We start from the raw sequence: 23,431 nt of genomic DNA, 5'->3' as shown, positions 1-23,431 counted from the left end.
CGCTTACAGTTCACGGGTCCTACCGCGCATCGGCGTCGGTTTAAGCAGTGCCGTTTCGTGCCCACCGTCGAGGAGCGCCCCGGCACGGCGGCGGTGCTCGTTCAAGGTATTGGGGTCCATGTTCTCAAGCAGGGAGAGGATCATCCGCATGCGTGGGTTCGCTCCCAGGACCGCGCGGTGATCCTCGATGAACGTCCAATACAGACCATCCCAGTTTGCCATCCATTCCCCCGCGGGGAGGTCTGACATCTTCCGCAGGTAGTTGCTGCCCGACACATAGGGTTTCGTGGTGATCTCCTCCCCCGCAGCGAACTGGCTCATCGCATAGACGTTCGGGACCATCACCCAGTCGTACGCGTCGATGAACAGCTCCATGAACCACTCGTATACCCGGTCGGGATGGATGCGCAGCAGGGACATCGCGTTGCCGAGCACCATCAGTCGCTCGATGTGGTGGGCGTACCCGGTGGCGAGCACGCGGGAGATGACCATGTCTACGGGGGCCAGTCCGGTGCTCGCATCCCACCACCCGTCCCCGAGTGCGTTCTGGTGCCCGAGGTGGTTCGAAGTCCGCATCTGCCGGCCGCTGGTCCGGTAGGTGGCCCGCATGTATTCCCTCCAGCCGATCACCTGCCGCACGAACCCCTCCAGGGAGGCGAGTGGGGTGTCGGCATCGGCTCCTTCGAGTACCGCCCTTACGAGGTCCCGCGGGTCCAGCAGTCCGATGTTCAGCGCGGCCGTCAGCAGGCCGTGAGCGATGAACGGATGCTCGGTGGAGATCGCGTCCTCGTAGGGCCCGAACGCGTTCAGTCGTTCGCGGACGAACTCCTGCAGGTGCTGACGCGCTTCGTCGCCGCTGGTGGGCCAGGCGAACAGGTTGGGGTCACCCGGGGCGTCCGGGAACTCGGCACTGACCCAGGCGATCGCGAGCTCCACCTCCCGATGCATCCCGTCACCAACCTCCTCCCCCATCAGCGCTTCAATGTCGAGGGCCCCTTCGCGCTGGTGGACGGGATGGCGCGCGAAACGGCCCACGGTGTGCGGGGTGTAACCGCGGGGAAGCTTTTTTCGGTTTTCGGCATCGAAGGACCACCTCCCGCCGAGGGGTTCCCCGTCGTCGAGCAGAATGCCGAGTCGACGGCGTTGCCACACATAGAAGTCCTGCATTCGGGAGTCATTGTGTGAGAACCAGTCATCGATCTGCCCACGGTCAGTGAGAAAGTTCGGTGTCTCGAGCACGTCTTCCCAGCTCATCGGGTAGCCGCCAGTGGCGAGCGCCGCGAACAGATCCCGCTCGAGCCAGTCATCGACCACGTCGAACCAGGTTACCTGCACCGGGTGGCGGTCCCGGATGAACCCGGCGAGCTGATCGGAGGAGCTATAACCGGCATCGCTTCGAAGGACTTCGACCTCGTAGCCGTGCGCGCTCAAGCGGCGGGCAAAGCGGCCCATCGACGCGCGATGGAGTACCAGCTTGTGGGAATGGAACGCGTACTGGCGGAAGAGAAGGTCATGCTCGATGAGCACGAACACGGTGTCACCAGCGGCTTCGAAATGCTGGTCGAAGAGCTGATGTGGCAGGACGAGACGCACACGCGGGCCGGAGTTCATGCCTAACCATAGGCCGCCCCGGGCCGAAAGTATCGAGGCACCAGGCGGCGAAGCGGAACTCGCTTTCCACCCCCGGTAACCGACGTTTCCCTACACGTTGAAGCGGAACTCGACCACGTTCCGTAGCGGACTAACCTATGATCGTCCGCCCTCATCTAGGCGACGTGGCCACCCATGATCGCCCGATCGACCGCGAACGTGTCCGTAGCGCCCTCGTAGCCAGCCTGTGATCCGCTAGGGTGCAGCGCCCTAAAGTCCTCCTTCGCCCCTTGACTCGCCCAAAATGCCGACCAGCCGAGGGGCTCTTCGGCCCGGCAGCATTCAATTGCCCATGAGCAACCCAATAATTAGCTGGTGCTTCTCCTCAACGAGCTCGACCACTCCCCCGGAGCCTATGACGCAGCGCGGGCTGCGATCGGTGAGTGGCTGAGCACGCTGTCGCCGTCACCGGGCATCCGCACGATCGGCATCAGCGACCATGTGGAAAATGTTGGCGGTTTCGGGGCCGGCCCCGGGAACGTGGAGCGCAATGAATACCGGTGCCCCTGTGGCTACGGAACGATCGTCGAAGAGCATGACAATATCCTGGGGTTCCGCGACCACAGTCACTAGATCAAGTGTGACAAGTGCCGCGCGGAATGGCGCTTCCTCAGTGGGCGCTCAGTCTCTGACTGGGCCCTGGAGCGTGTGCTCTAGGTTCCCGAGCAGAACAGCACCAACGACAGCGCCCCACCGGGATGACCCGGTGGGGCGCTTGTCTGTGTGTCAGCCGACATTATCGTGTGTCTTCTGGCCGCTTCACAGCTCGGATGAACAACCACACACACAGCAAGAAGAAAGCCAGGTTAACGGCCTGCGTAACCCAGTAGAACCCAGTGGCGGGGCGCCCCTCGGCCAGTACGGAATACGCATTGCTGGCCATCCAGAGCAACGCTAGAACGCCACCAGTCAAAGTCTGGCCTCTGGTCGGCCATTTCCTACGCTTGGCACCCATGCTCCGAGCCTAGTGGCGCCGTCAACAGTGCGCCCCGTGGGTCGGACAGCTGACATTATGTAACGGAGCGGGTTGTTCCGCGGTGCTCTTTTAGGGTGTGCGGCGCTGGGCACCGCACACCCCAAAAGGTGCTCGGGTCAAGCCGCGGTGCGTGCCGCCTCATCGATGGTGTCGGCCACCGCTTCCGGCTGCGTGAGGAAGACGGCGTGGCTGGCCGCGACCTCGGTGATCGCAGCGTTGGCGCGCTTGGCCATGTGCTGCAGCATGGCCTGGTCGAAGGCGCGGTCTTCGGTTGCGATGACGGCCCAGCTGGGCTTGTTCCGCCACGCCGCGTTGGTGACCGGGGTCGCAAATACTGCCATGTTGATGGGTACCTGCGAATCCCTGAGGAAGGCTGCGTCAGCGTCACTGGTGTCGTGCGCGAAGCCAGCCTTGAACTTGTCCCGGTTGATGTAGCCGTACCCGTCGTCGCCGACGTCGATAACGAAGTCGGGGGTCTCGGCGAAGCCCTCGTACTGCTCTGCTGTGGTTTCCCCTGTGTCGGGGGCCAGCGCCGAGACGTAGACCAGGCCGGCGACGTTCGGGTGGACGCCGGCTTCGGTGATGACGGTGCCTCCCCATGAGTGACCGACGAGGATCGATGGGCCGTCCTGCTGGTCCAGGACGCGGCGGGTGGCCGCGACGTCGTCCTCGAGCGAGGTCAGCGGGTTCTGCACGATCGACACCTCGTATCCGCGCGCGGTGAGGTTCTCGTACACCCCGCGCCATCCGGCGCCGTCGGCGAAGGCCCCGTGCACCAGCACGACGTTCGTGACCTTCTGCCCTGCTTTGGTGATTGTAACGTTCTCAGTCATGGTCCTCATCCTCTCGATTTCTGAATAAACTTCGTGCGCTTTTTGTACTTCGCACGCTTTTCCTACTGGGTGACTTCGTGGGCTGCTTTGGTGATCAGATCGGCGACTGCGCGGGGTTCGGAGACCGTCACGCCGTGTGAGGCATCAATTTCGACGACTTCAGCGTTGGCGCGTTCGGCCATGAACCTCATGGACTCTGCGGGGATGGCCAGGTCCTTGGTGGTGATCATCGACCAGGAGGGGATGGTCTTCCATGCGGCCTTCGTCGCGGTGTCCTGGAGGGCGGTTTCGGCGATCGGGCGCTGCGTTGCAGCCATCAGCTCCGCGATCGTTTTTGAGATATCAGCGGCGAAGACGCGACGGAACTCCTCCTGCTTGACGTAGAGGTCATTGCCAGTCCGCCCGTCGGGGGTCTCAAAGGCCACAGGTTGGAGGACTGGCCCGAGCTCCCCGCCGGGGAACTTCCCAGCAAGCTCCCCGGTGCTCTCCCCGATATCGAGCTGGAAGCTGGCGACGTAGACCAGCGCCTTCACATCGGGCTTGCTTTCGGCTGCTTCGCTCATGACTGACCCGCCGTATGAGTGTCCGGCAAGCACAATCGGCCCTTCGACGCTGTCGAGAACAGTGCGCAAGTGTGCGGCATCTTCCTGCAGGCCACGCAGGGGGTTGGCCACAGAGAAAACGGGGTATCCCTCGCGCTTCAGACGTGGAATGACACCGTTCCAGCTCGAAGAATCGGCGAAGGCACCATGTACAAGGACGACAGTGGGCTTGTCCTCGGGCGTCGGGGAGTTGGCGGGAACCGACTGTGGGCTCGCGTTGACTGCAGCGGGAAGCAGCAGTGCAAGTGCTACCAGGGCAGCGAGGGCGACGATGACTCCCCTCCTATACCGGGCTCCGGTATGAAGGACAAAGCCGATTTTGGTGTTGAGCGTTGGCATGACATTTCCTAATTCGTTTGAACACGGTCGTTCGCTTTCGATATATCGGTCTGGAGAGCGACCGTTTTCGCATCAGTTCTTCTCCAGGCATTTCCGATAGGAGTTTCCGAGAGCGGTCATTGACGGATGACCGCCGGTGGGCGGAGTCCTGGGCGGGCCTGCCTTTAGAAGGACGGCTGAGCCGGATGAAGCGAGCGGCCCGAGGTGGGACGGAAGCGCTCAATGTCACCAGGTCAGACCCGTGCCCGACGGCGGACGACCACTGCTGAGCGTTCAGGGAACCTCCAGCCGAGACTGACGGCCAGAAGTCGCACCACCGTTGTTAGCACTACAGAGGCACTTGCGGCATGTAAAACGGCTACACCGCTGTGGACAAGGAGGAGGAGCAGCACCCCTCCGGCGGCGGCTGCAACCGCATAGAGCGATCCCACGTGCAGCAGAGCTACCGGAAGAGCAAGAGTGACATCACGCACCACGGATCCGCCCACCGCGGCCGCGGCTCCGACGAATACCGCCGGCACGGGAGGTACGCCGAGCGCGAGAGCCTTTGAGGTTCCAATGGCCCCGAAAAGTCCTATCGTCACCGCATCAAGCACGAGAATGAGCCGGTCGAGCCGGATGAAAAGGCGTTGTAACGCGATGCCTAGGAACGCAACTGCTGCAGCCACCAGGATGTACCAGTCCCCGTAGATGGCCACGGGTGGAACGCCGAGGAGCACGTCCCGCAACAGGCTGCCGCCAAGTGCTACCCCTACTCCAATCAGCACTCCCCCCAGGACATCGATTCGCCGATCGGCGAAGGGTCCTGCGAAGAGTGCGCCCTGCAATGCCCCAAGAGCCACTGCTGCAAGTTCGATCCATAAGGGAATTTCGAAGGGTGAGAGTGGCATCATCCGAAATTTCCTGACACTAGGGAACCTGAAGAGGTCCACGGATCCTACCGGCTGAAGGAGAGGGTACTGGGAAACCGATATGCAATATATTAGTCCGGTGATGAAGCTTGTCAAGGCAGCGCTACATCCGGAGCCAGCAGCGATCGGTCAGATGCCTCCCGGGACCTTGTGGGTAATCAGTGCCGGTAGCGCGGCGCACATGCGGGGGCTGAAGGATCTTAAGGGCCATCCCTACGGCCAACCGCCGAATGAGGATCTTTCGAGGAGCGGGGAAGCAGGATGCTGCATGTAGGGAGCGGTAGGTTGTAACTTCCACAGGCTTGTGACCAATATATTGAATGCCGATTCCCAAAGACACTCCTTCTGTTGATCGCTCTCTTCTGCGGGACGATGTTTACCTGCGGCTTCGTGATGCAATCGTTGACGGCACGTTCAAACCAGGAGAGCAGCTAAGAGACTCTGATCTCGCTGCCTGGATCGGTGTCAGCCGAACACCTGTACGGGAAGCATTGCTTAAGCTCGCCGATAGCGGGCTGGTCGTGACCCAGCCGGGTCGGTCAACAATCGTGAGCACAATTGAGACGCAGGCACTTTCCGATGCGCGCGATGTCGTGGCCGCAATGCACGAACTGGCCGTCCGCGAGACGATCGGAAAGCTCACCGAAGTGCACATCGATCGAATGCGTTCAGCCAATAGCCGCTTTCAGAAAGCCCTTGAGGCCGGTGACGCCATAGCGGCTCTTAAGGCAGATGACGAGCTGCACGCCGTCCCGGTTCGAGCCTCAGGTAACCAAGCGCTACAAGCTGTACTTGACCGGTTCGGGCCCGTTGTCCGCAGGGCCGAGCTTCTACGCTTCCGGTCGTCCGATGGCCAGGCCTCACTGGAAAGACATACCAAACTCATCGAACTGTGTGCGAGCGGTAAGGCTGAGGATGCAAGGCGTCTTGCGTTTGACATGTGGAAGAGCTTGCCAAGTTCCATCGACTCTGTGGCGCAACCCCAGTCTGGTTGACGGTGAACGAGCATAGGCAGACCGCAGAGGTGGACTTGTCAGTACTGACCCGACTTGAACCGTCCTGCTGAGCTACTGTGCAATGGCCTGCCCGACAAGGTTGTCGAGCGAGCCTGACCATGCTTCGCCATGTCCGGGCAGCACCGTCACATATTCAAGGTGAGGAAGCTCCTGCAGCGCCTGTCGAGCCCGCGGGAGATCGTGGTGGAACATAGCCGGCAGCAGTTGAGGACCTGTCCTAGGCAGTGTGCGGTGGCCCGTGACCAGCGCATCTCCAGTGATGAGTACCTGTGCAGCTTCGAAGTAGTAGCCCGTATGTCCATTCGTATGTCCAGGCAAGGGCACTACGAGTGGCAGTCCCGGCACCCTTGCGCGACCTTCGGGGGTGAGCGGTACAGGCCGGGCATCCGCCACCTTCGTCTTTGCGTCGTCCTTTAGAAGGGGGGCGATGGCGGCCACCCAGGGAAGGACCCCGGGCCTTGCAATGTTCCAGGCAATATCTCGTACCCCAACCTGCTGCAGGTATTTTCGTTGCAGATGCGGTACTTCTGCCTCGGAACTGAAGACGGGGATGCCGTAGTCGCTGGAGAGCCACCGCGCCCCGCCGATATGGTCGGCGTGACCATGCGTGATGAGCACCGCACTCAATTCTTCGATCGCAACCCCTGCGCTGTCGAGCGAGCGAACGAGGTCTTCGCGCTGACCGGCGTATCCGGTATCTATCAGCACGGTCCCATCATCGCCGGCGTAAATGCTCCAGTTCACGTGCTCCGTCTGCACGAACGTCACCGGTCCGAACGAACGACTCTTCACAGGCTTTCCTCAATTCAATAGCTACTGCCACAGGTTACGAGGGTGCGGGGGCCGCGCCCTCCCGGACTCCCGCGACACCGCGATATAAGCGCCTGCCCCCTCCACTGCGTCCAGGTGTTCGCCGGATAACTTCAGCCAACCGGGCCCAGATCCGCGTCCTACGCCGCAAGAAGTTGCGTGATTGGGCCAGGGCGGTCCTCAACTTCGACGGTGGCTGCCGTCAGACTCGGAGGGGCACCGCTTGAGCAAAAAATATTCACACCCGGCTAGTCAGCCTTGCGCTGCAATCGTGTCCCCCAAGAGGTCGCGGCCTGAAGCAGCATCGAAACGGCATGGGTTGTATTCGATCCGGTCCTGCACAGCCACCCAGAGAGCAATTGAGCATACCGGTTCGCTCAAGCTCATCCCGGATCCGTGGCCCGATACTCGACACGGGGTGGAACCTCCCGCATACACGGTGCGCTCGACACGTCCGTCGCGTTCGAGGGATCGTAAAACTGGGTCCCGCCGCACAAGATGTGAATCGGCGCGCAGCAAGGGCCACTATTTCCAGCCTGGTGGGGGTATCACCGTGTGGGAGCACCGGAACACATCATTTAGAAACGTGAGCGCCCGTACCGCTGGTGTCATACCTCGCATTGCTCGAGCGACCGTGAACCAGATGTTCGCTGGCACTCGAGGCACGGTGAGTAACCTCATGCCCGCAGCGGAAGCCGAGCTCATCGGCTCCGGTACTGCAACGCAGGCCGGCTCTCCTTCCGAACAACACCGCGTGAAGAGCACCACAATGAAGTTGACGAGAGTCTTCGCAAGGCGCAATATGTTGCATATCGTCCTTGCCATCATTATGCCGGCTCGTTGTGCTGGGTAGGCCGTGCCTCATCGGACAGGCAAATTCGCCTGGCCGGAAGTCTTTCGCCGAGATCCGTGCGCTGACTCTAAACAGCTAACGGCCCTGCCCACTGTTCGGAAAGAGGTCTCTTGTGGCCGTCACAGATTTTGAGCGCTACCCTCTGACCTTCGGGCCCTCGCCGATTCACCACCTTCCCCGCCTGACCTCGCATCTCGGCGGCGCCCAGGTATGGGCTAAACGGGAGGATGTGAACAGCGGTCTCGCATTCGGTGGCAATAAGACCAGAAAGCTCGAGTACCTCATCCCGGAGGCTCTGGCACAAGGTGCAGACACGTTGGTATCTGTCGGGGGCTACCAGTCAAACCACACGCGTCAGGTCGCTGCCGTGGCTGCGAAGCTTGGAATGAAGGCCCGCCTGATACAGGAAAACTGGGTTGACTGGCCTGATCCCTCATCGGATCGAGTCGGGAATATCCTCCTTTCAAGGATCATGGGCGCAGATGTCCAACTGGACGGTGCAGGCTTCGACATTGGAATACGAAGCAGCTGGGAAGCTGCCGTTGAGGAAGTGAAGGCCGCCGGGGGCAAGCCGTATGCGATCCCCGCTGGAGCTTCGGATCACAGGCTTGGCGGGTTGGGCTTCGCCAACTGGGCCTATGAAGTGGAACAGCAGGAACGTGGCCTGGGAATATTCTTCGACACCATTGTCGTATGCACAGTCACCGGTTCCACTCATGCGGGCATGATCGCTGGGTTCGCGGGTCAGGACCGCCCACGCAGGGTCATCGGTATCGATGCTTCCGCCACACTTCAGAAGACCCGGGATCAGGTCGAACGCATTGCCAGACAGACAGCACGATTGATTGGGCTTGATCGGGAGCTGCGGGATGACGAGATCAACGTATTGGAGGGCTGGGCCGGGGATCGTTACGGATTTCCCGTCGATTCAACGCTTGACGCAATACGCCTTGGCGCCTCGATGGAAGCCATGATCACCGACCCTGTTTATGAAGGCAAATCCTTGGCCGGCCTTATTGATCTGGTTAAAAGCCGCGATATCCCAGCAACGAGCAACGTTCTGTACGCGCACCTTGGCGGCCAGCTGGCCTTAAACGCCTACAGCGCCTTGTTTCGTTCCTAGGACGACGCGGCGAGACCTGTTCCCCCGAGCTGCGTCCGATCAAGCAACCGGAAGGCTGGGTGGACCAGCAGGGAACCGGGTCACCCCGCTTCCGGTGGAAGTAACTGGTTTGAGGCCAGGCGATGCTCGATGACGGGGTGTCGACGGAATCACCAACGCCACACCTCAATTGGCCGCCGCCTCTTAAATCATCTTTCGACGGACAATGGCACCTTTGCTTTCATCATCACGCGATCGGTGCTAACCACGCGCGTCCCTCACTAAGAAACAACGGCGTGGCGGAAGAAAGGATATGTGAGGCAGTAGGCAGGAGCCCACCAACAGATCTTGTCATTGCAGCCGATTCATGCCGCTTCATCGTCCATGCTGAAAGTGATAGCCAATGAGACGGACGAGTTCATGGGCAGATAGGAGGAATCGAGGACGTCCGCAACAAAGTCCGGGCTCAGAGGATAAAGGGAGGAGAGCAGGCTGATCGCCGCCTCCAGGATTTCGTCTTTCTGCGTGAAGTCCGAATCTGCATTTATAAATAGTGTAAGTTCGGTAACTGCCTTCAGTTCCGAAAGTGATGCAACTTTGCTCCTGATGAGGGCCAGTCCGTTGATCACACAGATCTGAGCCGCTTCCACTCCGTGCTGCAATTCCGCCGAGCATTCAGATGCCCTCTGCGGACCGGCGGCGCTACCCGCGGAGACCCTCGGGGCCCTAATGGGGCCCTCCGCAAGGAGGTGGTGACCGAGGAGGGGGATTGAACCCACGGTTACCGATGATCCAGAGATGATGGCCGCGTTGTACTGCCGGTCAACCTCGTCAGACGAACGAAGAAGGTACCCCTCCCTTTCAATAAGTTCCTCGAACGCATTAGAGTCGCCTTCTTCAAGCATCAATTCTCCTAAGCTTAGAAGCACGGCACAGTGAAGCGGACCGCGCTTGCAGTCAGGTCGACTGGAGCCGTCGCCAGGCAAGTTCAGCAAGCGTTTCTGCCTGCTTGCCGAGCACGGAATCGTCGAAGATTGCGCCGGCAGAGTGCATGCCTGGGGCGCCTTCGACTAGCACGTCGGTCGGGCGAGCACCAAGAACGACGAGAGCCCCCGGTACCTGCTCGAGAACGTAAGCGAAGTCCTCCGTTGCCATGAGCGGCGCGGACAGGACCTGCACGCCGTCCCGGCCATGCAACCGTTCGAGGACATCGAGGGCGAAGGAGGCCTCGTGCGGATCATTGATCGTGACCGGGTACGAATCCTGGTAATCCGTTGTTGTCGGTGCTCCATGTGCCTCGCCGATGGCCGATACGAGAGGTACGAGCTTCTCGCGCATCAAGGCGAAGGTGTCACGGGAAAGCGTGCGAACACTCGCGCCGATGGTTACGCCGATCGGAAGTGCGTTCGGCGCGAGTTGCTCACTCGTGATTTTCAGAATGGACACCACGGCAGGATCAGTTGCCGGGACCCGCCGAGCGACGAAGCTCTGTACTGCGAGCACAATTTCGGCAGCGATTGGGATCGGGTCTATTGCATGCTCGGGGAAGGCGGGGTGGCCTCCGGTTCCGGAAACATGCACCTGTAGCGAACTGGCGCTGGCAAGCATCGGGCCGCTGCGGGTGAAGAACGTGCCGGAGTCTTTCATACAATCAACATGTACGGCGTAGGCAGCAACGGGCCGCTCACCTGCGGCCTCGAGCACACCCTCCTCAATCATCGTCCGCGCCCCGGCATAGCCCTCCTCTCCGGGCTGAAACATGAAAATTACTGTTCCGGGAAGCTCGTCGCGACGCTCGTGCAGCAGGCGAACCGCGCCGAGCAAACCGGCCACATGCAGATCATGCCCGCACGCATGCATCGCACCGGTACTGGACGCGAACGGCAAACCGCTGGGCTCGGTGATTGGCAGCGCATCCATATCAGCACGCAACAAGACGACCGGGCCCGGCTTGCCCCCACGCAGGACCGCAGTCACTGACGAAAGGTCACGACCCGCTGTTATCTCCAGGTCGAGTTCTGTGAGCTCTTGGAGTACAAGAGCTTGTGTCAGTGGAAGATTGAGGCCAATCTCAGCGTGACGATGAAGCTGTCTTCTCGTAGCTATGAGGTTCTCAAGCATCGGTGCAGCATCGAAGCGCCTGTGCAGGATGTCAGACACCATCTCGGGGTGAGCGTTCTTCATTGTGTTCCTGTCGGTCTAGGTGCAGTCACTCGGGCATCTCGGTGGAAACTGCCTTCACGAGGTGTCCTTTTGGCTTCCCAGCAAAGCCCAGCTGAGTCAAATATGCAATATATTACGGGTGCATCTGGTTCTGTGACCAGACGACCAAAGGTCCATCATCCATCCAGTTCCCGCAACGGCTGTCCACCCCGTGGTGCTGTGTGGATTACTTGTTCTGTCGGGCCATTCACGGGCTGTCCTCTCTCTTATGCGTCAGATGCAGACTCGTCTGCGCTCGCGCCGACCAGCGTGAAGTCCGCTGGTAGTGAGCGTGTGCCGTTTGCTTGCACGGCGACGAAGTGTGCCCCGGGGAAGTAGGTGCGGGTGCTGATGCGACGGAAGGAGTGTGTCTTGGTGACTGTGACACTTTCGCCTGGCGCGATCTTTCGTGAGGTGAGCTTGAAGGTCTTGGGACTGATGGTCCCATTGGAGCGCTGGAATCCGATGGAGTAGTCGATCGCGACAGCCGCCTCTGCGTCGTCCTCGTTGGTGATGACCGCGGTGAAGGTCAGCGCACCCTCGAGGTGCACGGTGTCGTTCGATAGTTGAGGTCGGTCCACGCGCAGGTGATGACCGGAGTATCCGACCAGCGTGAATGCCTCCGGGTCGGCGTTCTTGATCAGGGTGCGAAGGCCGTGACGGATGACCCAGGAGGTGTGTGCGTCGGCGTTCTCAACCCAGTTCCGAGCCGTGCGAGTGACGGTAGCGGGGTCGACTCGGCTGAGGTCATTGAGGTGGTTTGCGACCGACCGCCGCACATACTCCGAGGTATCGCGGTAGGTAGCGTCAAGGATTGCGCGCGTAGCGCCCGGGTGTTCGATCAACCAGGGCACTCTGCGTGCCCAAGGCAAGTATGCGCGCGATCCCTCCGTTGCAAGACGTCGCACATGCTCATTCTCGTCGCGGGCCCAGACCGTCATTTTTGAGAGCGCCCGCTCAGGCCGTGCGTTGAGAAGGTCACGCACAGCAAACTCACTGCTCAGACGTGGCGTCAGGCTGGCGAGCAAGTCCATGCCAGTATCAAAACTCGGGGTCGAGTGACTGGCCAGGGCTCGAGTGCTGACTGCCTCTGTCACCGGCCAGATCATCCAGCCCGTGAAGTTTGGTTGCTCGAGCGCGGCTCTCACCAGTTGCTCCAGCTCTGAGAAATCATCCGGTGCATCCGCAAGGAACGCGTCTCGGACAATGTTGACCCTGTCCCGTAGGCGCCGTCCGGCGAGGATTGTCATTGCCTCGCTCAAGGCTCGGGGCTGCAATTGGGGTGCAGCGGCCACTAGGTTACGGCTAAGTGCATCAATAACCGTCGGGTTGATCAACTCGTCCATAGTTCCCATGAGAAGACTCCGATCTTCGGCCGGAGCAACGTGTGCGTTACTCCGGCCGACGAAGGTTTAGGCCAGATCGATGGACAGGCCCTTGACGAGATCGCCTTCGATGATGAAGTTGAATGCGAATGGCTGCGGGCTTCCCGGGAAGTCGCCGGCGGACGATGCAACCATCCGGTTGTTCCCGAAAGACGTCGGGGTAATGACGATCTTGGGGGCAATCAAGTGGCTCCCGATCCAGGTGCGGATGCCAGCGTCGTCCGTGTAGGTCTTGCCGTCATCGGACACCACCGCGTCCGCCGCGAGCGTCGCCATCAGTGCATCGACGTCATGTGCGTTGTTCGCGGCGACGAAGTTCTCGATCGCCTTAGGGAGAGTGATGGCGCTCATAGTCTTCTCTTTCTCTTTGTCTGGCGCGAACACGCCCGTATGGGTGGTGTGGTAGGCAGAACGATCACGGCCTTGAGAGCGAATCGTTCGCCTCCGCGCCATCGACTTCCTGTCGTATAGGACAGTAACACGAAAACACTGTCCTATATGACAATAATTTCATTTCTACTCAGTAGAGTTTTGACATGAGTAACAGTGCAGACTCCGGCGCAGCGCGACCCCGTCGCGCGAGTGACTTCCCCTACCGCTCCGAGTTGCTTGCCAACTTGAGCGCGCTGATCCTTCTATGGGACTCCCCGACCTTTCAGGGCGAAGTTCTAGCGAAGAGCGGAGAGAGCATCGATCAGCAGTCGCATGCGACCCTCAGACACCTACTCGCCTGGGGCCCGATGCGCCCGACATCCCTATCCGAAGTGCTCGCCACCGGCGCGTCACACGTGAGCAAGATCGTGCGCCGACTCGAAGGTAATGGTTGGGTGCAGCGGACGACCGACCCCGCCGATGGTCGCGCGACCCTCATCAGCCTCACGGAAGCCGGCGAAGCCGCAGCTCACGGCGTGTACGCCCTCGGTGACCGCATGATCGCCGAGGTTCTCGACGAGTGGTCCGACAGCGACGTCCGCGCGTATACCGACCTGACAGCGAGATTCGTGGCAGATGCGATTGCATCAGCAGAACGAATGCTCGAACGAGGCCTCCTACCTCCCCAGGACTGAAACTTCATCCATCGGATATTACTGTCCTGTGGGACATTACTTGTGATACTGTCCTGTGCGACAGGGTTTTGACGCGGAGTTACGGAGTCACCGGTACTCGGCTCGACCACCATCGCGCGTCGATGCCACGAAACTGCATCGAAGGATAGGAATCACACATGTCGAACACAGACCGCGATCGCCTGGACGGTCGCCGAGCATTGGTCACCGGAGGATCAAAGGGCTCCGGTAAAGCAGTCGCAGAGAGGCTCCGTGAGCTCGGCGCGGATGTATACGTCACGGCTCGGTCGATGCCCGACGGCTATGAGTTCCCCGACCGGTTCATTGCGGCCGACACCTCGACGACGGAGGGCACCGACCTCGTTGCGGCCCAAATGAGCAAAGCCGGCGGTGTGGACATCCTCGTGCATGTTGTCGGGGGTGCATCAACACCAGCGGGTGGCTTCGAAGTCATCACCGACGACCAATGGCTCATCGAGCTCCAGCTCAACTTCCTCGGTGCTGTGCGATTGGATCGCGCGCTTCTGCCCGGCATGATCAGCGAGGGTTCCGGAGTCATCCTCCACTTCACCTCGATTCAGCGCGAGCTGCCTCAGTACGAAGCGTCCCTCGCTTACGCGGCCGCGAAAGCTGCGCTGCGCACCTACAGCAAGGGACTCGCCAACGAGGTCGGGCCCAAGGGCCTGCGCGTCAACGCCATCAGCCCAGGCGGAATCAAGACTGATGCCTACGACCGCTTCATTGAGCGGATCGCCGAAGGCAACTCGATCACCCGGCCCGAGGCCGAGCAGCGAGTGATGGACTCGCTTGGAGGCGTCCCTCTGGGCCGCTTCGCAGAGACCGAAGAAATCGCAGACCTCGTCGGCTTCCTCGTTTCCGACAGGGCGTCATCGATCCTGGGCGCGGAGTACGTGATCGACGGCGGAACAGTCCCAACAACCTAACAACAGTACGTCAGGTCACCCATCGTTCAGGCCCTCCTTCCGCCGGTGGCGGCTTCAGCGGCCTGAACGGTGGGGAGTGCTACCTGACAGTGCTCGAAGTTGCTCAGGTACTCGCACAGGAAGTCACGCAAGGTAGCAACCAACCAATACTCGTCGTGGCCTACATGATCGCCCGGTCGCGATTCGCTTGGCTACCTACTTCCTGAGGGACCCCCGCACACCGGGCACCGCCACGGTGCCGCTGACGGTGAACCTGTGGTGGGTCGAGCACGGCGACCGGAAAGTTCTGGCCCGGACCATCCAGCCCGGCGCCGGGGCACTCATCTTCCGGACAACAACGCATCGCAGGGCCGGTCGGACCGGACAACAGAGAGGACCATGACCGCTCTCCGCCGGCACGGTGGAGCTGGGGTCTCAGGGCCCGGTCGGTGGCCGGTGAACGGACCGCTCATTTGTCTCAAGGAGAACCCGGATGGGGTGCAGGATGAGCTCGCGCTGCCTGGTGGTGAGCCGGTTGGCGTTCTCGGGCAGAAGAAGGGCTCCGGTTCACCCGCCCGCACTCCGGCGGCCTCCCGCAACCGGGTCATAGGAATCCCCAGAACCACCGAAAACGCCTGCAGGACTTTTTCCGAGGGGATCTCCGGTTCCCCGCGCACGTACCTGGAGATCGAGGTATTGGTGACCCGCACTCCCCTGGTTTGGGCGATGGCCTGGATCCGGCGCGCTGACGGCCGCTGCCGTTAGAGTCTCTCAACAGGCTCGACAGGGTGCTCACGGGCCCGCCCTAGGATCGGCAGCCTCAAACCGACCGGCCTGTTCAGGAAATCTTTCCGAACGCCCTCATCCCGGCGCTGCCCATCGATGGTGAATTCGTCGGGCCAGCGGCCCACTTCGCCCCAACCAAGCTTCGACAGAAAATCCAGTCCTGGGACGTCGCGACTTCCAAGCGGAGGCTTTCTCAGTGCAGGCCCCAACGGGCACCCTTGCTTCGGAGGCCACCGCCCGGCCTGCCGGACTGCCGGCTTCCAAAACAATCGAATGTGTGTTCTATTTTAACCCGGAAGTACGAGCGTTGAGGTGAAGGACAAGAGGCGATGACAGCACAACCATCGGGTCCATCCATGGGTAACCCCAGCACCGACCGGCAGTCGCTCGATGAACCGGCGGCCGTGCGGTTCACCGGCACCGGAGAACCGCTGGCCCTGCGGTGGCGAGGCAGCATCTGGCAGGTCAGCGGCGAACCCGTCCAATGGTCCAGCTCGAGCAACTGGTGGGAACCAGACAGCACCGCCCGCGGCGGGCATGGCAGCGTGATCACCACCCGGTCCTGGCGGTTCCAGGCCCAGACCGGGCCGGCCTCCCCGGTCCTGGAGTTCGACATCAGCGCCGATCCGCGCTGGCAGGGCTGGCGGCTGCACCGCGTCGCAGGCGCCACCGGCCTCTGACTGGACAGCAATCGGTGGGCGGATACCGGCCATGGGTTCCAGCAAAAGGTACCGCGCCTACTACGCGAAACTGATGGATGCCCGGATCGAGGAATTCGTGATGCGCGGGGAGCTGATCATGCTCACCGCGGCCGAACTCGACCTCGACAACACCCCACCCGTGGACTTCCCGGAGCCTCGGCGGGTGTACGCGTGGATCCGTTACCCCTCCAAGGCCATCCGGGTCCAGGCGCACGCCCTGGTCTACACCAGGACCGCGGTGAAGATCCGGTTCTTCGCGCCGCTGGTCACAATCCAGCAGCAGGTAGCTTGTCTCCACCAGAACGTCGTGCTCATCCTTCGACATCAAAGACAGACTGCACGCACGGGCGCCGAGGCGCGGCCGACTTCTTGCCCTGCTCCGAGCGGCTACACGTTGAAGCGGAACTCGACCACGTTCAGTGCCCAAATAACCTTTGAGGATGGACGTACCACTGATCAGGTGATGCGTAGTCGAAAGCTATTTGATTTTTGGACGGCGCCCTCCGCTCGCAGGGAAGGGATTGGTGTGGTGACGTTTCACCACACCTTGGCCCCGACCGCGGCGGGGGATTCTCCCAAGATGTCAACGTCTGGCTCCCGCACCGGATCAACGTCGGCCGACTCTGCCTTCGCTGCCTTATCTACCGTTCAGATCTGTGACGACAGTTCCGGAAGGAAACCCACCCATCCTGATTGACCTTTCCGGAAGAGTTCGGCGGCACGATGCATGCAGCGGTATGCGTCCTGACGACCGGACCTAGAGTCGAGCGCGTCCAGCACATCACTTGTACTGTGTGCAACCGGCGCTCCTCCCCCGGCCTCGATAAGCGCATACGTCCATCGGTGCTTCAGCCTGCCCCCACATCTCATCGCGCGGTGCTGAGTTCCAGTGCACGGAAACAGGATAGGCAGTCGAGGAGTCTTCAGGAAATCGAACGTGTGTTCTACTTTAACCCTGAGGCAAGAGTCGGGATGAGGAGTGGCGTGCTGTGGGGCAGAACAAGCGGTACGGGGCCGCATCCGTCGACAAGTGGCTCAAGAGCTGGTTCTTCGTGAGGAGCCCATGCTGCTCACCGCGGTAGAAGTCGACCTCCCCAACGACCCGCCGCATGAGTTCGACAAGCCCCGCCGCGTGTACGTCCGGATCCGCTACCCAACCAAAGCCGTGCAGCTCAAAGCACATGCTGTTGCCTGGCACACCAAAGCCGTGAAGATCCGCTTCCTTGAGCCCGCCATCCAAACAGAACGCGAAGGCTAGGTATGGCGGAATGCGATTACACCCACCTAGCTCACGGGAATCAGAAGCTGGTAGACCTTGACGTATGGAGGACTGGCTGAGCGATCCCGAGAATTTAACCAACCTTTATCGGGTGCTGGGCGGGGCAACAGCATTCGCGGGAGCCCTGCTGGCGATGGACCGTGACTCGAAACCCGCAGGTCACCTTGTCAGGGCTGTCCGACACCTGCTTGCGCGCACCGCATTCCATGCCCGTTCACTCCTCAGCCGAGTCTTCCCAGTGCTTCGGAAGACCCAGAATGTGACAGTCAGCGATTACGTAGGCGGTGTGGACCTCGCTGGCGGGGGCAATCTCGGGGTTAGTGGCTGGCCGGACCCGGCGCCCACGAAGGAAAATATCCAACTCCTTCGGCAGCGCCTTGACGAAGTGCGAAGCGAAATAGAGGAACTTCGGTCCACGCTGGGATCCAACGTTACGGAGTTCCGCGCCACCGCGGCACGATTGGAGGGCTCAGTTGCGGCCATCAGAGATGAACTGGACCGCCAACGCAAAGAGAGTCAGTCTCTCGACCGCTGGAGCCTGCCCTTCATCACGACCGGGATCATTGTCAGTTCATCCCCGGAGTTCTGGGCGTGGCTGCTCCCTTGGGCTGTGTCGTGGATTTTGGCCGTAGTGGCGTTCCTTTTCCTCATTGGCAGTGTAATCTGGCGTCGTCACGGGCCATCGTCCGGTTGAACCTCTCGAACCTCGCCTAGATGATGTACTTTTCCGCGGTCGGACCTTGAGAGTCCGCGCGCCAACACCAATAGATTGGGTGTACATCCAGCCTCGAAGAACGCAAGATGTACGACCAAGAAAGCCGACTTTACGCCGTTCCCGCTCCTGCCGGCGCGGCTTATAAACGGGTCGTCCGGAATCCAGACTAAACTGCTGCTAGTCGAGGAAAACGTAGGAAATCGACGTAATCGGCTAGCCAATTATCTGAGCCCACACCTTCAGCAGGAGATCCTAGATGGCAGATAGTGACGCATTCATCTTAGGCATAGAGAACAATTCCAGCCTGACGTGGTCTGCGCCTGAACGCTATGAGCAGGACTTGGAGAAACTGGCTAACGCTGCTCAGCACCACCTCTACTTGGTTGTTATCGGCCCCAAATTGACTCCAACCGCTGTCAATGCCATGCCCGATTCATCCGGGTGGACGTTGGACATCACCTATGGGACCCCGGAGGGGCCTAAGCCCTACTCAATTGAGGTGCCCAAGACCGCGTTCCCGAGACTCACGCTGTCGTTTGATGACGCAGAAAGAGTGCTGACTCTTGTTCCTGAGTCAGGTAACGGCGAAGTGCGGAAGATTACGGTCGCCCAGGTCGTGAGAGAGGCTATCAAGGGTGAGCGTTCGGACGGGGTAGACGCCACCGTGGACGAGCTTTTCACTTTCAAGGTCGTCTACATCGGACAGTCATACGGAAGGAAAAATTCCAGCACCGCGATAAAGCGTCTGACCGGGGGTCACGAGACGGTCGAGAAGATACTGAGTGATACCCAAGACTACTCGCAGAGCAGCGCAGTAGCGTTCATCACCATAGACCAGCGCCTGACTTCCGTCGGCGCGAACATCAAAATGAACCAGGGTGATGAAGGCGTGGACGCTGTACTCAAGTTGGCAACTGAACGGTTTGCCGGGATCGTGAATGAGCCGCTGTCGAAGAGGACTGTTGATGCGGCGGAGGCAGCCCTGATTACCGCCTTCCAACCACAATGGAACATTGATCTGAAGGATTTCACGCAAAAGGGGCGCCCGACACTGATGACAGAACTGAAAGAGGACGGTTACACCCACCTTCACATCCATATCAACTTGAACGCTGCCCATGCGAAAGTCAGAGGTCCCTTGAAAGGGGTGCCGTCTTCACATCACAGCTGGACGTTTAACTTGGACACCGGTGCAATCGAAAACCCGAGTAACGGTTCGTGGCTACCACGCAATACCGATTTCTAAGCTCCCGCGCATAGCGCAAGCTCTGAACGCGCCTCGCTGTACGACCATCACATTGGGCCGTTGTGGCAGGATGACTGCTATGGAATTTGACCCGGAGAGCGGCATGTACTCGTCCAATGGACCTACTCAGCGAGCCGCGGACGCTGAACGTGACATCAAGCGCCTGAAGCGTGCAGTCGCTGACTTAACGGAGCGCGTAGAGCGTCTTGAAGCTCAACAACGCTAGGTCCACGCTTTCGACGATCGGTCGTGGTGTGCGCCGGTTGAGTTGCCCGCCGAGGCGTTGGTCGTCGTATCGGCAGATGACTCTCGTGTTGTCGAGGGTGTCTGATCCGCCTTGGAGTGGGGGATGATGTGGTCTAGTTCGGCGCTGTTTGGTCTGCCTGGGTACTCCCAGTTTATTGGGACACGGCATACGGGCAACGTGTGCGGCCTTGCTCGAGGGCCTTAGCCCTGGCCTGCTTGACGATGCGCAACCACGAAGCCGTGCCAGTCCTACTGCTTGGCATCAGGCTGCGGTGCCGGTGATGCACGGATGCGCACGCCGATAGCGTGTTCAGGAGCCCAAACGAGAGCGAGAGAATGAAAGTTTTCATAAGCTGGTCGGGTCGCGAGAGTAAGCAGGTCGCCTTGCTGCTGAAACCCTGGCTGAAAAGAGTGATCCAGGCCGCCGAGCCTTGGATGAGTGATGTCGACATCCTCCCGGGTTCTCGATGGTCGGAAGGAATCGGTGATGCGCTGAGGGCTTCAGACTTTGGAATCATCTGTGTAACGCCAGGAAACCGGGGGGCAGAGTGGCTGAACTTTGAAGCCGGTGCGCTATCTATGGCCATCGGCGAGTCGGACCGACGAGTTGTCCCGTTGCTGATTGGGTTCGAGGATCGGAATGCGCTCTCAAACGGACCCTTGGGGGTATTCAACACAATCTTGTTCACAGACGAGGACATGTGGAAGCTGATCCTGACGCTGAACGGCGAACTGGAGTCCAGCCTCGATGGAAGTGATCTGCGAGAGATTTTTGACATATTGTGGCCGAGACTTAGAGACCAAGCCCTCGCGACCCTGCATGAAACCAGCGCGAATAAAGAAATCGCTCCGTCAACCTCTGAGATGTTCTCGGCGATTTTAGAGAACGTCGTTGCGATCCGGAAGCATCAAGTCTCCGTCGCTGAGCATCAAACCGCTCCCAGCGCCAGGCCGACCCGGCGTTCGAATCGCCCGATGACGCAAGTAGAAGAATCTTCCAACTCCCAGATTCGCCGCTTAACAGCCAGAGAAAGGGATGTAGCAACTCTCGTGATAGAAGGAGCGAGCAATCGCGAAGTGGCCAACAAGTTGAATGTGAGCGCTAGGACGGTTGAGGGAATGCTTTACCAAATCTTCGCAAAAACTGGCACCACCAGCCGCGAAGAATTGAGCATTCTTGGATTTCTCGGCCCAGAGGACCAGTGAGATCTGATGACTCGCCCTGACCCATGCCATCGGAATGCTGCGCCGAACCGAATCGGTTGGAGCCTAACTGGCGATTTAGAACGGCCTTGACTGCTCACCTAGAGCTGTAAAGTAACTGAGCATATCGGCGAGACTAACCTCGGCAGTGCTGTTGGCACCCGGCCCGACAGCTCCCCGGGCGCGCAACCAAGGTTGCTCTTGGTGCGTCAGTTCACTCAGCTGGATCCCACTCATGTTCTTATAGGCGTCAAGAACATCGTCCACGACCGACTTCTCAATCTCCGTCAGCCCCTCAGGGTCTCCAGGGGGCCAATCCTGTACTGAAATCCTGCGCCGGTGGAACGAGTACAGGTCACGAACTACTGGCCCCAGCCTCCACGCCTCAATCTTGGAACTGAATAGAGGACCGCCCTCCCATGCGAGGTGCCAACCTTGACTGTAGTAGCAAAGTTTCTGAAGCTTCATGGTCGACATGTTGCCGAGGCGCGAAACGATATAAGCAGCAACATCATGTACGTTTGCCATCACTACCCCCCGCTTCGCCCTCGAAATGGATTGCGCCGCCGTTCTTACCATCCGGCAGTCGCCGGATCGACCATGCCGCCATGTCTCCTTGTCGCCTAGTTGGCACTACCCTACCGCCAGGAGCCGACAAATTCAGCCCAATGGCTAGGAGCGAAGCGAGTGTCTGTGCTGTCACCACATGCTCATCTTTGAGGGAATTTGGGTCGGCCGCATCAAGCATGAGGAGTCCAAGCTCCACCGAACCCGAATACACCGGGACTGCTACGAAGGAGCTGTACTTCTTGTCGTCGGAATCAATAGGCTTCGATGTTTCGCCCGTATCTGGGATGTGAAGCGGCTTCCTCGTTGCAAGCACATCGAACAATAAGTCGCCGTGTGGCGTGTCCTTCTTGAAGGCAGCCCTGGGAGCATCAGCACGGCCGCAGTGGGGTGGCCTATGCACAAGAATCGTTGGCTGGTCAGTATCCGCATAGGTGACAGTTCCATCTACGCTGTATAGACAGGCTCTCACACCATCAACGTCAAACAAGGAGACCGAAATTCCCATAACAGCTTGAATATATGCTTCCAAGTTGTCTTGTCTACTTGCGGGATCTACAACTTTGAGGAGAAGCGTGTAGACCTGCGCGATTCTTCCGTTGAACGACGCCACGGCCTTGCGACGCGCTGTGTCGATGTCTCTTAGTGACGATTCTTTCGCTTCCACTTCAAACTTCTTTGCGGCATGCGTAAGGAACCACCCCGAGCCGAGCAGCACTGCCCCTAAACAGACACCTCGCCAATGGACGTTGTCTAGGTTGCGCAATGCTATAGCGACCACTACGCCTCCTCCAAAAATCAAGGCCGAGGAAGCGAAGGTTGCCCAAAAGCTCGAGAAGAACCGTCGAAGGGCCTCAAATTTATAGAGCCACTGGATCAAGCGGACACCTGTACGCCTCGTCCAGTCGCTGGACGACCGGCGCCAACTGTTATGGCCCTAAGCGCGATATGCATCCAGCCATTGTCCCCGACCGATGCCGTGTGATCTCTTCAGACACGGTTATAAACCTGTAAAGACTTCCCCATACAGGATTTTCGTTGTACGCGACACTGCTGCAACCGGTTCACCACGAGGGGACGGCTCTACTGAGCTGTTGCAGGGCTTGCTATGCACGACTTGAGAGGGATGAGAAGTGAGTAATTCGAAATCACGGTCAAAACTGGACCTGTGATGAATTACTGCTTGAAAGATCACCAGAAGGATGACTTCGAGGATCTTTCCGTCAAGGACAACTCCCTGCCCTGCCTCAACCGTCGCGGAAGAGGTGGTGTGCTACATGAACCGGCGTATTGCTGGGATAAGAAAAGTCCATCTACAAGGGAAGGCCGCCATCGTATGGGGAAACCGTGGCGGCCTTCTTAAAAAGCTCACAGGTATGCGCTGTGTGACCGGTGTACACCATAGGAGGCGCTCAGTTGAATGTTTTGATCAGTCGAAACGAGATTGTTGAGCATCACCGCCGCTCTACTCTTCCGAAAGTACCGTGATCGTCTATTGCGCTCGGATTGGGTGGGTGATAACCAAATATCAGCTTCTCCTGTCGCGAGTGGTGGCCCGATCACGAGGATGCGTTGGCATTGCCCGCATCCGTCTGGGTCGGTGTTGGTGAATGGGATTGGGAGGATGACTTTGACTCGGGCTCCGCAAAGGGCTGCGCGGTAGTCGTGTGGGTCTTCGATGAACCAGAGGTCCGCAGCCGGGACCATGATGGACGAAGCTCTTTCCACTTCTGCGGACTATACGCGGACCGGCCTAGTCAAAGAAGCCTCTGACTAGGAGTTCTACCTGCCACCTAGACGTTGAAGCGGAACTCCACCCCGTTGCGTAGCCGAATAGCCTCACACACTCATGGACGCCAATGGTGCCGGCGCACAGGTGCTGCCGTAAGGTCTGGCGGCCGGGCGGCACCGAAACCCGACTAGCAACAGCCGCGTGACAACAGGTTGTCAGAGGTCGAGCAATCCAGGAGCTTCTGTTGAAGTCATTTGGATGAGTGCTCCCTGCGGCCAAGGGCGCGA

Annotated in this window: 22 protein-coding genes; 11 read left to right on the top strand and 11 right to left on the bottom strand. The window is 59.8% G+C overall.

The window, feature by feature from the left end:
• Positions 1-3: 3 nt before the first annotated feature.
• Complete coding sequence (locus I6N91_RS06640; protein ID WP_198811764.1) at positions 4-1,611, bottom strand: cryptochrome/photolyase family protein; 1,608 nt, start codon at positions 1,609-1,611, stop codon at positions 4-6.
• Positions 1,612-1,965: 354 nt separating this feature from the next.
• Here I6N91_RS06640 and I6N91_RS06635 point away from each other — a divergent pair, with 354 nt between their 5' ends.
• On the top strand, positions 1,966-2,223 hold the full coding sequence (locus tag I6N91_RS06635) for a hypothetical protein (protein ID WP_198811763.1): 258 nt from the start codon (positions 1,966-1,968) through the stop codon (positions 2,221-2,223).
• Between the two features lie 519 nt (positions 2,224-2,742).
• Here the strand turns inward: I6N91_RS06635 and I6N91_RS06630 are convergent.
• From I6N91_RS06630 to I6N91_RS06620, 3 genes are all read right to left on the bottom strand, one after another.
• Positions 2,743-3,459 (bottom strand): alpha/beta fold hydrolase, encoded by a 717-nt coding sequence (locus tag I6N91_RS06630; RefSeq protein ID WP_198811761.1) that lies wholly within the window; start codon positions 3,457-3,459, stop codon positions 2,743-2,745.
• Between the two features lie 62 nt (positions 3,460-3,521).
• A complete protein-coding gene (locus tag I6N91_RS06625; RefSeq protein ID WP_198811759.1) occupies positions 3,522-4,400 on the bottom strand; it encodes an alpha/beta fold hydrolase in 879 nt (292 codons plus the stop codon).
• A gap of 233 nt (positions 4,401-4,633) precedes the next feature.
• On the bottom strand, positions 4,634-5,332 hold the full coding sequence (locus I6N91_RS06620; protein WP_307843266.1) for a TRIC cation channel family protein: 699 nt from the start codon (positions 5,330-5,332) through the stop codon (positions 4,634-4,636).
• A 299-nt stretch (positions 5,333-5,631) separates the two neighbouring features.
• On the opposite strand from I6N91_RS06620, the gene I6N91_RS06615 reads away from it, so the two are divergent.
• Positions 5,632-6,306, top strand: a complete 675-nt coding sequence (locus I6N91_RS06615) for a GntR family transcriptional regulator (RefSeq protein WP_159617521.1) — start codon at positions 5,632-5,634, stop codon at positions 6,304-6,306.
• A 72-nt stretch (positions 6,307-6,378) separates the two neighbouring features.
• On the opposite strand, the gene I6N91_RS06610 is transcribed toward I6N91_RS06615, so the two are convergent.
• Positions 6,379-7,119 (bottom strand): MBL fold metallo-hydrolase, encoded by a 741-nt coding sequence (locus tag I6N91_RS06610; protein WP_198811757.1) that lies wholly within the window; start codon positions 7,117-7,119, stop codon positions 6,379-6,381.
• Positions 7,120-8,102: 983 nt separating this feature from the next.
• Between I6N91_RS06610 and I6N91_RS06605 the strand changes: the two genes are divergently transcribed.
• A complete protein-coding gene (locus tag I6N91_RS06605) occupies positions 8,103-9,113 on the top strand; it encodes a 1-aminocyclopropane-1-carboxylate deaminase (protein ID WP_198811755.1) in 1,011 nt (336 codons plus the stop codon).
• A gap of 344 nt (positions 9,114-9,457) precedes the next feature.
• Here the strand turns inward: I6N91_RS06605 and I6N91_RS06600 are convergent, their stop codons facing one another.
• The 4 genes from I6N91_RS06600 to I6N91_RS06585 form a co-directional block, all read right to left on the bottom strand.
• The gene (locus I6N91_RS06600) at positions 9,458-9,997 is read right to left on the bottom strand and encodes a hypothetical protein (RefSeq protein WP_198811753.1); all 540 of its coding nucleotides are present in this window, start codon (positions 9,995-9,997) and stop codon (positions 9,458-9,460) included.
• Between the two features lie 52 nt (positions 9,998-10,049).
• Positions 10,050-11,276 carry a M20 family metallopeptidase gene (locus I6N91_RS06595; protein ID WP_233091523.1) on the bottom strand — a complete coding sequence of 409 codons (1,227 nt, stop codon included), beginning with the start codon at positions 11,274-11,276 and terminating at the stop codon, positions 10,050-10,052.
• A gap of 245 nt (positions 11,277-11,521) precedes the next feature.
• Complete coding sequence (locus I6N91_RS06590; RefSeq protein ID WP_233091522.1) at positions 11,522-12,640, bottom strand: DNA alkylation repair protein; 1,119 nt, start codon at positions 12,638-12,640, stop codon at positions 11,522-11,524.
• A 66-nt stretch (positions 12,641-12,706) separates the two neighbouring features.
• A complete protein-coding gene (locus tag I6N91_RS06585; protein ID WP_198811749.1) occupies positions 12,707-13,030 on the bottom strand; it encodes a nuclear transport factor 2 family protein in 324 nt (107 codons plus the stop codon).
• 185 nt (positions 13,031-13,215) lie between these two features.
• Here I6N91_RS06585 and I6N91_RS06580 point away from each other — a divergent pair, with 185 nt between their 5' ends.
• The 8 genes from I6N91_RS06580 to I6N91_RS06545 all read left to right on the top strand — a co-directional run bounded on the left by I6N91_RS06580 (position 13,216) and on the right by I6N91_RS06545 (position 20,848).
• Complete coding sequence (locus I6N91_RS06580; protein WP_198811748.1) at positions 13,216-13,746, top strand: MarR family winged helix-turn-helix transcriptional regulator; 531 nt, start codon at positions 13,216-13,218, stop codon at positions 13,744-13,746.
• 158 nt (positions 13,747-13,904) lie between these two features.
• Positions 13,905-14,690, top strand: a complete 786-nt coding sequence (locus tag I6N91_RS06575) for an SDR family oxidoreductase (RefSeq protein WP_198811746.1) — start codon at positions 13,905-13,907, stop codon at positions 14,688-14,690.
• Positions 14,691-15,784: 1,094 nt separating this feature from the next.
• A complete protein-coding gene (locus I6N91_RS06570) occupies positions 15,785-16,135 on the top strand; it encodes a hypothetical protein (protein WP_198811744.1) in 351 nt (116 codons plus the stop codon).
• Between the two features lie 31 nt (positions 16,136-16,166).
• Positions 16,167-16,853, top strand: a complete 687-nt coding sequence (locus I6N91_RS06565) for a hypothetical protein (RefSeq protein ID WP_198811742.1) — start codon at positions 16,167-16,169, stop codon at positions 16,851-16,853.
• Positions 16,854-17,219: 366 nt separating this feature from the next.
• Complete coding sequence (locus I6N91_RS06560; protein ID WP_198811740.1) at positions 17,220-17,414, top strand: hypothetical protein; 195 nt, start codon at positions 17,220-17,222, stop codon at positions 17,412-17,414.
• A 64-nt stretch (positions 17,415-17,478) separates the two neighbouring features.
• On the top strand, positions 17,479-18,129 hold the full coding sequence (locus I6N91_RS06555) for a hypothetical protein (protein WP_198811738.1): 651 nt from the start codon (positions 17,479-17,481) through the stop codon (positions 18,127-18,129).
• A gap of 277 nt (positions 18,130-18,406) precedes the next feature.
• Entirely contained in the window at positions 18,407-19,396 is a 990-nt protein-coding gene (locus tag I6N91_RS06550; RefSeq protein WP_198811736.1) for a hypothetical protein, read from the top strand.
• Between the two features lie 582 nt (positions 19,397-19,978).
• Positions 19,979-20,848, top strand: coding sequence for a LuxR C-terminal-related transcriptional regulator (locus tag I6N91_RS06545; protein WP_198811734.1), 870 nt, complete (start codon positions 19,979-19,981; stop codon positions 20,846-20,848).
• Between the two features lie 75 nt (positions 20,849-20,923).
• Here the strand turns inward: I6N91_RS06545 and I6N91_RS06540 are convergent, their stop codons facing one another.
• Positions 20,924-21,373, bottom strand: a complete 450-nt coding sequence (locus I6N91_RS06540; RefSeq protein WP_198811732.1) for a Panacea domain-containing protein — start codon at positions 21,371-21,373, stop codon at positions 20,924-20,926.
• On the bottom strand, positions 21,357-22,292 hold the full coding sequence (locus tag I6N91_RS06535) for a GAF domain-containing protein (RefSeq protein WP_198811730.1): 936 nt from the start codon (positions 22,290-22,292) through the stop codon (positions 21,357-21,359). The genes I6N91_RS06540 and I6N91_RS06535 overlap by 17 nt, the downstream gene beginning before the upstream one ends.
• Between the last annotated feature and the right edge of the window lie 1,139 nt (positions 22,293-23,431).

This window comes from Arthrobacter sp. MSA 4-2, from assembly GCF_016405885.1.
Taxonomy (GTDB): domain Bacteria; phylum Actinomycetota; class Actinomycetes; order Actinomycetales; family Micrococcaceae; genus Arthrobacter_D.
Note: the sequence above shows the minus strand (reverse complement) of the source record. Positions and strands in the feature narration are given on the sequence as shown.